Origin of the sequence: Streptomyces lunalinharesii (genome assembly GCF_039532155.1) — a bacterium.
Lineage (GTDB): Bacteria > Actinomycetota > Actinomycetes > Streptomycetales > Streptomycetaceae > Streptomyces > Streptomyces lunalinharesii.
Window position 1 is genome coordinate 131345 of sequence record NZ_BAAARK010000020.1, and the last position, 11813, is coordinate 143157.

General features: G+C 73.9%; 12 protein-coding genes. 8 read left to right on the forward strand and 4 right to left on the reverse strand.

Features of this window, described 5'->3' with window-relative positions; all coding sequences use genetic code 11:
- Positions 1-135 precede the first annotated feature (135 nt).
- A complete protein-coding gene (locus ABD385_RS26835) occupies positions 136-657 on the reverse strand; it encodes a cupin domain-containing protein (RefSeq protein ID WP_344580742.1) in 522 nt (173 codons plus the stop codon).
- 153 nt (positions 658-810) lie between these two features.
- Here ABD385_RS26835 and ABD385_RS26840 point away from each other — a divergent pair, with 153 nt between their 5' ends.
- Complete coding sequence (locus tag ABD385_RS26840; protein ID WP_344580744.1) at positions 811-1248, forward strand: MazG-like family protein; 438 nt, start codon at positions 811-813, stop codon at positions 1246-1248.
- A 43-nt stretch (positions 1249-1291) separates the two neighbouring features.
- Here ABD385_RS26840 and ABD385_RS26845 read toward each other — a convergent pair whose 3' ends face one another.
- A complete protein-coding gene (locus tag ABD385_RS26845) occupies positions 1292-1990 on the reverse strand; it encodes a TetR/AcrR family transcriptional regulator (protein WP_344580747.1) in 699 nt (232 codons plus the stop codon).
- A gap of 114 nt (positions 1991-2104) precedes the next feature.
- Here ABD385_RS26845 and ABD385_RS26850 point away from each other — a divergent pair, with 114 nt between their 5' ends.
- From ABD385_RS26850 to ABD385_RS26865, 4 genes are all read left to right on the forward strand, one after another.
- On the forward strand, positions 2105-3829 hold the full coding sequence (locus tag ABD385_RS26850) for an FAD-dependent oxidoreductase (RefSeq protein WP_344580750.1): 1725 nt from the start codon (positions 2105-2107) through the stop codon (positions 3827-3829).
- 132 nt (positions 3830-3961) lie between these two features.
- A complete protein-coding gene (locus ABD385_RS26855; RefSeq protein WP_016572466.1) occupies positions 3962-4297 on the forward strand; it encodes a YnfA family protein in 336 nt (111 codons plus the stop codon).
- 665 nt (positions 4298-4962) lie between these two features.
- Positions 4963-5757 (forward strand): SDR family NAD(P)-dependent oxidoreductase, encoded by a 795-nt coding sequence (locus ABD385_RS26860; RefSeq protein WP_344580755.1) that lies wholly within the window; start codon positions 4963-4965, stop codon positions 5755-5757.
- A 147-nt stretch (positions 5758-5904) separates the two neighbouring features.
- Complete coding sequence (locus ABD385_RS26865) at positions 5905-6690, forward strand: DUF2306 domain-containing protein (RefSeq protein WP_344580758.1); 786 nt, start codon at positions 5905-5907, stop codon at positions 6688-6690.
- 166 nt (positions 6691-6856) lie between these two features.
- On the opposite strand, the gene ABD385_RS26870 is transcribed toward ABD385_RS26865, so the two are convergent.
- Positions 6857-8050 (reverse strand): RtcB family protein, encoded by a 1194-nt coding sequence (locus tag ABD385_RS26870; protein WP_344580761.1) that lies wholly within the window; start codon positions 8048-8050, stop codon positions 6857-6859.
- A 162-nt stretch (positions 8051-8212) separates the two neighbouring features.
- On the opposite strand from ABD385_RS26870, the gene ABD385_RS26875 reads away from it, so the two are divergent.
- The 3 genes from ABD385_RS26875 to ABD385_RS26885 all read left to right on the forward strand — a co-directional run bounded on the left by ABD385_RS26875 (position 8213) and on the right by ABD385_RS26885 (position 11492).
- Positions 8213-9130, forward strand: a complete 918-nt coding sequence (locus tag ABD385_RS26875; protein WP_344580764.1) for a hypothetical protein — start codon at positions 8213-8215, stop codon at positions 9128-9130.
- A gap of 201 nt (positions 9131-9331) precedes the next feature.
- On the forward strand, positions 9332-10045 hold the full coding sequence (locus tag ABD385_RS26880; protein WP_344580768.1) for a DUF3558 family protein: 714 nt from the start codon (positions 9332-9334) through the stop codon (positions 10043-10045).
- 124 nt (positions 10046-10169) lie between these two features.
- Positions 10170-11492 carry a DUF2637 domain-containing protein gene (locus tag ABD385_RS26885; protein WP_344580769.1) on the forward strand — a complete coding sequence of 441 codons (1323 nt, stop codon included), beginning with the start codon at positions 10170-10172 and terminating at the stop codon, positions 11490-11492.
- Between the two features lie 78 nt (positions 11493-11570).
- Here ABD385_RS26885 and ABD385_RS26890 read toward each other — a convergent pair whose 3' ends face one another.
- Positions 11571-11777 (reverse strand): hypothetical protein, encoded by a 207-nt coding sequence (locus ABD385_RS26890; RefSeq protein WP_344580772.1) that lies wholly within the window; start codon positions 11775-11777, stop codon positions 11571-11573.
- Positions 11778-11813 lie beyond the last annotated feature (36 nt).

Sequence of the window (11813 nt, forward strand, 5' to 3'; positions counted from 1 at the left end):
TCGCGCCCGTCGCGCCCGTAGGACGAACGCTCCGGGCAGGACGATCGTCCTGGCCGAATGCGCCCTGTTCCGCGGCGAGTTCGGAAGCACCCGCCCCGTCCGCGCCGTTCGGCTCATGAGGGGTCTGCACCACTGTCATGCCCGGCTCAGTGCTCCGATCCGCATCGCCTCGTGGGGGAACCGGGCGGTCAGCCGCCCGGCGTCCCCGTGCTCGTAGTCCGCGAAGGTGAAGCCGGGCGCCATCGTGCAGCCGAAGAGCGTCCAGGCACCGCCGGCGGCGACCTCGGCGGCCATCCAGGTGCCGGCGCCGACCGTGAACTGCACGTGCTGGCCGCCGAGTACGTCCGGGCCGAGGACGACGGTGCGGGCGCGCCCCTTCGCGGGCTCGCCCTCGGACAGCAGGAACAGGGTGAGCGGGTCGCCCCGGTAGAAGTGCCAGGTCTCGTCGGCCGGCAGCCGGTGCAGCGCGGAGAAGACGCCCGGCTCGGCGGTCAGCAGCATGACGATCGCCGAGCCCTCGGGCCGGCCGTCCGGCCGCTCGGGCCCGGCCCAGGTCCTCCGGTACCAGCCGCCCTCGCGCGGCAGCCGGGTCAACCCGTAGAAGGCGACCAGCTCCTGCGGGAACCGGTCCCGGGGCGCCGCGGGGTGTTCGTCCATCCGTCCGGCCGCCTTCCGCTCGTCCGCGTGCCGAGGTGCCGGCCGTCGGTCGGCAGCCCCGCGGGCCCGCCGGCCGCGCTCAGGTGGCCGACTGTCGCCTCACCCTAGGGGCGGACGGGGCGCGGGCCGCGGAACGAGCGGCAGAATCGGGCCATGTCTGATCCCGTCACGGCCTCCTCGGATCCCGCTCCGGACGCCAACTGCCCTCCCGCCGCGGCCCCTTCTTCCGCCGGCCCCACTGCCCCCGCCGCCCCCACCGACCCCGCAGACGCGGCGCCTTGGCGCACCGTCGAGGCGCTCGTCGGGTGGCTCGACCGGGAGAGCGCGTTGCCGAAGGAGCAGGAGCGGCTGCTGCGCGTCCTGAAGCTCTCGGAGGAGGTGGGCGAGGCGGCCCAGGCCGTCATCGGGGCCACCGGCCAGAATCCGCGCAAGGGGCGCAGCCACACGTGGGACGACGTGCACGCCGAGCTGTGCGACGTGATCGTGACGGCGATGGTGGCGCTGCGGACGCTGACGCCCGAGGCCCGGCAGGTCTTCGAAGGCCACCTGCGGCGGGTCGCGGAGCGGGTGCCGGGGTCAGAGGCTCCCTAGCGACGCGCCCGGCCGGCAGGGCCGCGCCCGCGCATCCGCTCCGTCAGGGTCGCTCCGCCGTCAGGTAGCGCTGGATGGTGGGGGCCAGCCAGGCGACGAGTTCGTCGTGGCTGAGGTCGACGGCGGGCGGGACGCGCAGGACGTAGCGGCACAGCGCCATGCCCAGGATCTGCGACTCGATCAGGGCGGCGCGGGCCGCCGCCTCCGCTGGCACCGGGCAGGCAGCGTCGATCATCGGCCGCGCCTGCTCGGCGAAGACCCGCCGGATGCACTCGGCGCCCGCGTCGTTGGTCGCGCCGACACGGAGCATCCCGGTCAGCGTTTCGTCGCCCTCCCAGAGCTCGATGAAGTGGCGCACGAGCCGGGCGCCGCGCTCCTCGGGCGGCAGCGCCGTCAGGTCGGGCACGCGCAGGTCGATCTCCGCGGCGGCCGCGAAGAGGCCCTCCTTGTTGCCGTAGTAGCGCATCACCATCGACGGGTCGATGCCCGCGTCCCGGGCGATCGCACGGATCGTGGCGCGCTCGTAGCCGTCGGCGGCGAAGCGGTCCCGGGCGGCGGCGAGGATCGCGGCGCGGCTGGCGTCGGAGCGGCGGGGGCGGCGGTGGACGCCGACGTCGGGGGCCTCGGCGGCGACCGGCGGCGGGCCGGCGTCGACCTCGGGGCCGACCGCCGCGGCGGGGCCGCCGGACCGGCCGGCGGACCGGGGGCCGGAGGGGGTGGCGGAGGGATCGCGTTCGACCATGTCAACAACTGTAGGCCAACGGGCGTTGACATGCGAGCGGCGGGCGCCGTACGCTTGCCAACAAGCGTTGACCAACAGTTGTTGACCACCGTGCGTTGGTAGGAGGCGGCAGACATGGATGCCCTCAACCGCAAGCCCGCAGACCTCAGCAGCGACCACGACCACGACAGCGAACCGGCCACCCGACCGACCGTTCCGCCCGCGCGGCCGGAGATCGACACCGAGGCACGGCGCGCCCCCGCCACCGCGCCCGCCGGCCGGGACACGGACGTGATCGTCGTCGGCGCCGGCCCGACCGGCCTGCTGCTCGCCGGGGACCTCGCCGAGGCCGGGCTCGCCGTCACGCTCCTGGAGCGGCGCGACGACACCACCAGCAATCTCAGCCGGGCCCTCGCCGTGCACGCCCGCACGCTGGAGCAGTTGGACGCCCGCGGGCTCGCCGACGAGCTGATCGCCGGCGGCCATCGACTCCCCGGCCTCCAGGTGTTCGGGGACGCGGTGCTCCCCGCGACCCGCCTCCACAGCCGCTTTCCCTTCGTCCTGATCACGCCGCAGTACGAGGTCGAACGACTGCTGCTCCGGCGCGCGCGGCAGGCCGGCGTCACCTTCCGGTACGGGGCGGAGGTGCGGGGGCTCACCCAGGACGCGGACGGCGTGACGGTGCGGTTCCGGGCGGCCGGCGAGCCTGCCGGGGACGTCGGGAGCCTGCGCGCCGGCTACGTGGTCGGCACCGACGGCGCCCGCAGCTCCGTCCGCGCGGCGATCGGCCTGCCCTTCCCCGGAAAGGCCGTCGTCCGCTCCGTCGTCCTCGCCGACGTCCGGCTGGACCGGGCACCCGACTCTCCCTTCGCCGTCCGCGCCGCCCGTGACGCCTTCGCCCTGGTGGGCTCGTTCGGTGACGGCTGGTACCGCGTCCTGGGGTGGCACCGCCACGCGCCGGCCTCCGACGACGCCCCCGCCACCCTCGACGAGGTCCGCGAGGTCACCCGGCTCTCCTTCGGCACCGACTTCGGCATGCACGACGCCCGCTGGATCTCGCGGTTCCACAGCGACGAACGCCAGGCCCCCGCCTACCGCGTCGGCCGGGTCTTCGTCGCCGGTGACGCCGCGCACGTCCACTCCCCGGCCGGTGGCCAGGGGATGAACGTGGGCCTCCAGGACGCGGCCAACCTCAGTTGGAAGCTGGCGGCGGTGGTGCGGGGCCACTCCCCCGATGCCCTGCTCGACAGCTACCAGGAAGAACGCCACCCGGTCGGCACCGCGGTGCTGCGCAGCAGCGGTGCGCTGATCCGGCTCGCGCTGCTGCGCGCCGCTCCGGGCCGGGCGCTGCGCCGCCTCGGCGGGCAACTCCTCACCCACCTGCCGCCACTGTCCCGGCGGGCGATCGGCGGCGTCTCCGGCATCGACGTCGCCTATCCGGCCGGGCCCGGCGCCCACCGGCTGGCCGGCCGCCGCGCGCCCGACCTCCGCCTCGCCGGTGGCGGACGGCTCTACGAGCTGCTGCGGCAGAGCGCGTTCGTCCTCGTCACCCCGGCGGGCGAGATACCGGAGGAGGCGATGCGCGAGGCCGCGACCGACCGGGTCGTCACCGCCTGCTGGGCGAGCGAGCGCCGGACGGCCCTGCTGGTGCGTCCCGACGGCTACGTCGCCTGGGCCACCGACGCCACCGACCCCGGCGAACGCGCCGCGGCACTCCGCACCGCCCTCGTCCGGTGGACCGGCATCGGATCCGACCCGGCCGACCCGGCCGGCATGGCCACCGCGTCCTCGGCGTCCCCCGCGTCCCCCGCGTCCGCCCCCGCTGCCGCACGGTCCGCGGGTCGCTCCGCGCGGAGGTGAGGCGCCGGGGCGACCGCGGCGACGCCGATGCGCTCCGGTCCGCGGGCGATGGCCCGCGCGCCACGCGCCGGCGGCGGGCCGGGACGGACCCGTCCTCACCCGAGGCCGGCTCGGATCCTTACGCTGAGCGGCATGCTTATCGCCCGTTCCGTAGCCCTGTTCGTCGTCGCCGCGCTCTTCGAGATCGGCGGTGCCTGGCTGGTGTGGCAAGGGGTACGGGAGCACCGGGGCTGGGCGTGGATCGGAGCCGGGGTGATCGCCCTGGGCGTGTACGGCTTCGTGGCCACGCTCCAGCCGGACGCCAACTTCGGCCGGATCCTCGCCGCGTACGGCGGGGTGTTCGTCGCCGGCTCGCTGGCCTGGGGCATGGTCGCGGACGGCTACCGCCCGGACCGCTGGGACGTGATCGGCGCGCTGGTCTGCCTGGTCGGCATGGCCGTGATCATGTACGCCCCCCGCGGCCGCTGACGCCCTCCCGCCGGCTGTCGAGCCATGCCGGGCGGGGCTGGCGCCGGGCACGGGTCCCCGGGCTTGACCCGGTCACGCCCGGGGCCCCGGGCGTGACCCTCCGGGACGTGCCCGCCCGGGCCTCGGCGGAACCAAGCCACCGAACCCATCAGGCACTGCGCCGGGGCACTGGACCGGGCACTGCACCAAAGCGCGCAGCACCAGAGCACGGAGCCTAGGCGGGGGATTCCGGCCGGGGACCCAGGCCACGGGACCAGGCCACGAACCCCGGCCACGAACCCCAGCCAGGAACCCGACGCATCCACCGGGCAGGACACAGGCGCCCCAGGACCGAGGGGCCACGGTCAGCCGGCCCTCCGGCCGTCAACCCGCCCCGCTCCCCTGCATATCCTGACCACGCACGCACCACCCCGCACCACCTGCACCACCTGCACCACGACACATCGCACGCATCACACGAATCGCACCCACCGCACGCATCGCATCGCACGCACCACACCACGACACACGGGGCTCCACTCGCCCCGGTCCTGGACCCGACCCCGGCCCCGGACCCGACCCCGGCTCGCACACCGCACCACGATGGCGCGGGCCACCTGCACCCTGGTTCACGGGCGGCACCACGACGCGCCGCCCGCACCCGTACCGCGTAGAGGGAGAGCACCATGACCGCCGACACCGCCGACACCGCTGACACCGCCGACACCGCCGGCGTCCGTACCGCCGTCGTCACCGGAGCGAGCAGCGGCATCGGTGCCGCGACCGCACGGGCGCTGTCCGCCGCCGGCTACCGGGTCGTGCTCACCGCCCGCCGCAAGGACCGCATCGAGGCGCTCGCCGCCGAACTCCCGCACGCCGAGGCGTACGCGCTCGACGTCACCGACCGCGCCGCGGTCGACGCGTTCGCGCGCTCCCTCGCCCGCTTCCCCTCCGTGGACGTCCTGGTCAACAACGCCGGCGGTGCGGTCGGCGCGGAGCCGGTGGCCACCGGCGATCCGGCCGACTGGCGCACGATGTACGAGGTCAACGTGCTCGGCGTGCTGCACATGACCCAGGCGCTGCTGCCCGCGCTGACCGCCTCGGGCGACGGCACCGTCGTCGTCCTCTCCTCCACCGCCGGCCACAGCACCTACGAGGGCGGCGGCGGATACGTCGCCGCCAAGCACGGTGCGCACGTCATCGCCGAGACGCTCCGCCTGGAGCTGTGCGGCGAGCCGGTGCGGGTCATCGAGGTGGCCCCCGGCATGGTCAAGACCGAGGAGTTCGCGACCACCCGTTTCCGCGGCGACGCCGAGAAGGCCGCCAAGGTCTACCAGGGCGTGGACGCACCCCTCACCGCGCAGGACGTCGCCGACACCGTCGCCTGGGCGGTCACCCGCCCCCCGCACGTCAACATCGACCTGCTCGTCGTCCGCCCCCGGGCACAGGCCTCCAACACCAAGGTGCACCGCAACAGTTGACCGGACGGCGGGTGACGGGGCCGGCACCCGCGGGGGTGCCGGCCCCGGCGGAGTGGTGAGGTCGATCAAAAGAGGGGGCCTAGGTACACCCCCTCCTGGGTGGGCGGGCCCCGTGTCCCGCTCCTCCCGCGCCACGACAGTGGACGCATGCCAACGACCCCGAGGCCCGCGTCCCCGTCACCGGCCGCCGGCCCGCACGCACCCCGGCCCGCGCCCACCGCCCCCAGGGGCACCCGGCGCCGGCGTCCCCCGACCGCCCTCTGGCTGGTCCCGCTCATCGCGGTGTCGCTGCTCGTCACGGTGCAGGCGGTCAGCGCCTACGTCCCGCCCGACCTGCACACCAGTCGCGTCCCGCCGCGCAGCGAACTGCACTACGCACTCCTGGTGGCGCACATCTTCACCGCCACCGTCGCCGTGCTGACCGGCCTCGCCCAGTGCTGGCCCTGGCTGCGCCGCCGGTACCCGGTCGCCCACCGGTGGATCGGCCGGACCTACTTCTTCGGCGGGGTGTTCCCCTCCGCCCTGATCGGCATACCGGTCGTCTACTTCGTCCCAGTGGGGCTGAGCAACCAGGTGTCCCTGGCCGCGCTCGACGCGCTGTGGATCGTCACCGGAGTCGCCGGCTACCGCGCCGCTCGCGCGCGCCGCTACGCCGACCACCGGGATTGGATGGTCCGCAACGTCGCACTGACCCTGGTCGCGGTCACCTCGCGGATCATCCAGCCCGTCGTCGAGCACCTCGTGGCGGGCCAACTCGCCGACCCGGTCGCGTACGCGGGCGATCTGCTCGCGGCCAGCCACGACATCGCCAGCACCTCGTCGTGGTGCGCGCTGCTGGTGAACCTGATCGCCGCCGAGTACCTGATCCAACGTCGGCGACCGGCCCGCCGCCGCCCCGGGCCCACCGCTCCCCGCGGGGAACACGCCGCGTAGACCCCGGCAGGCATGACGCACACCGAACCGGCAGGCATGACGCAAACCGGTCCGACGGTCCCGACGCACATCGAACCGACAGGCCACAGCAGGCACCGAACCAACGGGCGGGCAGCGCCGCTCCGGGTGGAGCGAGCGCCCCGGGGTGAGCGAGCACCCCGCCCGCTCACCCCTTCACGCACACCACCTGCTTGAGCTTGGCGACGACCTCCACGAGGTCCCGCTGCTGCTCCATGACCTTCTCGATCGGCTTGTAGGCGCCGGGGATCTCGTCGACGACGCCGGAGTCCTTGCGGCACTCCACGCCCCTCGTCTGCTCCTCCAGGTCGCGCGTGGAGAAGCGCTTCTTCGCCGCGTTCCGGCTCATCTTGCGGCCGGCGCCGTGCGAGGCGGAGTTGAAGGACGCCGGGTTCCCCAGCCCGCGGACGATGTACGAACCGGTGCCCATCGAGCCCGGGATGATCCCGTACTCACCGCTGCCGGCCCGGATGGCGCCCTTGCGGGTCACCAACAGCTCCACGCCCTCGTAGGTCTCCTCCGCCACGTAGTTGTGGTGGCAGGAGATCACCGGCTCGAAGGTCGGCCGGGCCTTGCGGAACTCCGCGCGGACGACGTCCTGGAACAGGGCCATCATCACGTCGCGGTTGTGCCGGGCGTACTCCTGCGCCCAGAACAGGTCGTTGCGGTACGCCGCCATCTGCGGGGTGTCCGCGACGAAGACGGCGAGGTCGCGGTCGACCAGCCCCTGGTTGTGCGGCAGCTTCCGGGCCTGCTCGATGTGGTGCTCGGCCAGTTCCTTGCCGATGTTGCGGGAACCGGAGTGCAGCATCAGCCAGACCGCGCCGGTCTCGTCCAGGCAGAACTCGATGAAGTGGTTGCCGGAGCCCAGCGAGCCCATCTGCTTGGCCGCCCGCTCGTGCCGGAACCTGACCGCCTCGGCCACGCCGTCGAAGCGGCCCCAGAAGTCGTCCCAGCCGGCGGCCGGGAACCCGTGGACGCGGCGCGGATCGACCGGGTCGTCGTGCATGCCCCGGCCCACCGGGATCGCCTGCTCGATCCGGGAGCGCAGCCGGGACAGGTCACCGGGCAGGTCGTCGGCGGTGAGCGAGGTCTTGACCGCGCTCATCCCGCAGCCGATGTCGACGCCGACGGCGGCCGGGCAGACCGCACCGCGCATCGCGATGACCGATCCGACGGTGGCCCCCTTGCCGAAGTGCACGTCCGGCATCACGGCCAACCCCTTGATCCACGGAAGCGTGGAGACGTTGCGCAGTTGCTGCATCGCGACGCCCTCGACCGTGGCGGGATCGGCCCACATCCGGATCGGCACCTGGGCACCGGGCACCTCGGTGTACGACATACCTGTCTCTTTCCCCCGAAAAATTGGAAAACGCAAAAGCCGGACAATATGTCCGATCTTGGACGCCGAACCGGCGTTCACGGCAAAACGTGCGGTACACATTGTGTCCATCGGCCGCCGCCCGGCGGCAACCGCATTTCCGCAGGGAAGGAGCCGCGAACGATGCCGCGCAAGTCGTTCGTACCCGGTGCCGCACTGCTGGTCACCGTGGCCCTGGCCGCCGGCCTGACCGGCTGTTCCGGAGGTTCCGCCACGGGCACCAGCGGCGGTGACGGCAAGGGCGGTGACGCCACCACGGCCAGCCCGTCCGCCCAGCCGGGCCGCTACCAGACCCTGCCGGAGGCCTGCGGCCTCCCGTCCCGCAGCACCCTGCGCGCCATGCTCCCCGGCGACGACCAGCAGCTGTCGCAGGCGGACGCGCAGAAGATCTACGGCGGCCGGGCCGACATCACCTACGACACCGACCGCCGGGTCGGCTGCCAGTGGACGCGGGAGACCACCGCGGGGACCCGCCACCTCACGCTCGACATCCAGCGCGTGGTCTCGTACAACGCCGCGGTCAGCGACGACGACCGGGCGCAGGAGCTCTACCTCGGCAAGGAGCAGGCCGCCAAGATCCCGTCCGCCGGCTCCGCCACCCCTTCCGCGTCGGCCAGCCCGAAGGACGCGCCCAAGGGCCAGCAGACGCCGACGGCCGGCGCCACGGACGCGGGCGGCGGCCAGGACGCCGCCGCGGGCGGGAAGAAGGCGGACGGCGCCGCGGCGGCGACCAGCGCCCCGGCCAGCCCGTCGAACTCCCCCTCGGCGACCCCGTCCGACCCCGCGACGGGCCCCGGCAGCCCGCTCGCCCCGCGCGTCCTGGACGGCCTCGGCGACGCGGCCTTCCTGAACGACCAACTGATCACCACGGACTCCGGCGTGCACCGCGACATCACTGTGGTCTTTCGCACGTCGAACGTCATCGTGACGCTCACCTACGACCAGTGGTCCACGGACAAGACGCAGCTGCCGGAAAGCCAGGAACTGCAGGACAAGGCCCGTTCCCTGGCCGGCGAACTGGCCGACAGCCTCAGCGAATAGGCCCCGTTGATGCCGTTAATCCGGATCAGGTGCTTCACTCACGAATCGCCCGATTCGTCCCACCGCTCAATTGTTATGAATCGGCCACCCCCCTCGCTCCGCCGCGTACCGTGCCCTAGGACCAGCCCCGCCCCCGGGGCCGGACCAGCACGCTCCACAAGGGTCCGCACCGACTCGACGACGACGAACAGCGAAGGAACCATGCACCGATCCGCCAAGCGACTCGCCAGCCTCCTCACCTGCGCAGCAGTACCGGTGCTGCTCGTCGCCGGGTGCTCCGGCTCGGACGGCAAGAGCTCCGGTGACAGCACTCCCTCCGGCTCGTCCAGCGCCGCCAGCAGCCCCTCGCCGACCGTCGCCGCCGCGAAGTTCAAGAAGCTGCCGAACCCCTGCGAGGCGTTCTCCAAGGGCACCCTCGACAAGCTGCTGCCCAAGGTGAAGGACGCGGCCGGCACCCAGGGCAAGTCCACCGACACCACCTCGCGCGGCGCCTGCTCCTGGAGCAGCTCCGACGACCAGGGCGTCGACGGCACCCAGTTCCGCTGGCTGGACGTCGCCTTCCAGCGCTACGACTCCGACCCGACCATCGGCTCGGGCGAGAAGCGGGCCACGGACTTCTACACCCAGCAGGTCAACGACGCCAAGGCCACCCAGGGCGCCAAGAAGGTCGCCGCCGTGCCGACCGCGGGCACCGGTGACGCGGCCACGGCCATCAGCTACGACGTCAGCAAGGAAGACAACGACTTCAAGAACACGACGATCGTGGCGCGCACCGCCAACATCGTCGTCACCGTCAACTACAACGGCGCGGGCATGGCCGGCGCGGACACCCCCAACGGCAACGACCTGCTGAAGGCCGCCCAGGCCGCCGCCAAGGAAGCCGTCACCGCCGCGACCAAGGCCAACCAGGGCTGACCCGCCCGGGGCCGACGGACCCGCCCGGGACCCCCTCCCGCGTCCCGGAGCCCTCCCCGACCCGGCAGGAACGGGTGTGCAACGCTATGCGCGCCAATTCGCCGAGTCCGGGGAGGGACCGCGGGTGTCCGCGACACAGACCGCGCAGTTGACCCGCACGCACCGCATCCTGATCGGCGTGGTGATCGCCGGCGCGGTCCTCATCGCGGCGATCGGCTTCACCGGCTCCTACGCGGCGGTCCGCGCCCTGGCCGAGAAGAAGGGCTTCGGCGCCTTCGCGGTCGTCTTCCCGATCGGCATCGACGCCGGCATCGTGGTCCTGCTCGCCCTGGACCTGCTGCTCACCTGGATCCGCATCCCGTTCCCGCTGCTGCGCCAGACGGCCTGGCTGCTGACGACCGCGACCATCGCGTTCAACGGCGCCGCCGCCTGGCCCGACGCCCTGGGCGTCGGGATGCACGCGGTGATCCCGGTGCTGTTCGTGGTCGCCGTGGAGGCCGCCCGGCACGCCGTCGGCCGGATGGCCGACCTCACCGCCGACAAGCACATGGAGGGCGTCCGGCTCGTCCGTTGGCTGCTCGCCTTCCCCTCCACCTTCCGGCTGTGGCGCCGGATGAAGCTGTGGGAACTGCGCTCCTACGACCAGGTCATCCGGCTGGAACAGGACCGGCTCGTCTACCAGGCGCGGCTGCGGGCCCGCTACGGGCGGAACTGGCGCCGCCGGGCACCGGTCGAGTCGCTGATGCCGCTGCGACTGGCCCGGTACGGCGTCCCGTTGGCCGAGACCGCGCCGGCCGGACTCGCCGCGGCCGGCATCGACCAGCCGGCGGACGCCGCCCGCTCCCGCGCGCTCTCCCCGGCCCCCGCCCACCCGGGCCCGGAGGCCCTGCCCGCCGCCACGGACACCCGCCCGGCACCCACGCCCCCACGGCCGGAAACGGAACCACAACCGGAACAGCAACCGGCCCCCCCGCAGGGGTCGGGGCAGGAGCCCGCACCGGCGACGGAACCAGCGGCGGAACCGGTCGCAGTCGGCCGGCCCGCGCACCAGGACGTCCCCCCGCCGCGCCCGGAACCCGTCGCACAAGCCCCCGAGGTCGAACTCGCCGCATCCGGGCACCAGTTGACCGTCCCGGTCGGCCCGGGCCGCAGCCGCCCCCTGGGCACCGCGGGCGGCGCGCTCCCGGAGGACGCGCCGGGCGACGTCCCCGCCGGGGAGCCCGCCGACGACGCGCCCCGGGACGAGAAGTACTTCGCGGCGTTCCGCTCGTACGTGGCGGAGAAGAACGACTTCCCGGACTCCCGGCAGTTCGGCCGCTACCTGCTGGAGTTCTACGGGTACCAGGGCCGCGACGGCGGCCCGCTCAGCGAGGGCTACCTGCGCGGCTTCATCCGGGAGTTCCGCGCCCGCTTCCGGATGGAGATGGAGGCGGAACACATCCCGTGAGCCCACGGGGCGGCCCGGCCGGCGCCGAACGGGCCGGCCCCGCAAGCCCGTTGGCGCCGCCCGCGGCGGAGGTGCCGGCTACGCCGCCGCCCCCGCCCCCTTCCCCTTGCGGTCCGACTCCCCCCACACCAGCAGTGCGGCGCCCGCCACGAAGAGGGCGCCGTAGGCGGGCCAGGGCAGGTCGACCCAGTGCCGGAGCACGCCCCAGGGGCCGTCCGCGAAGAACAGGCCGGCGAGGCCCAGACCGCCCTGGACCATGACGAAGAACCCGATGATTGCCCGCATTCCTCCAGCGTGACGGGTTCGGCCCCGGGAACCGTC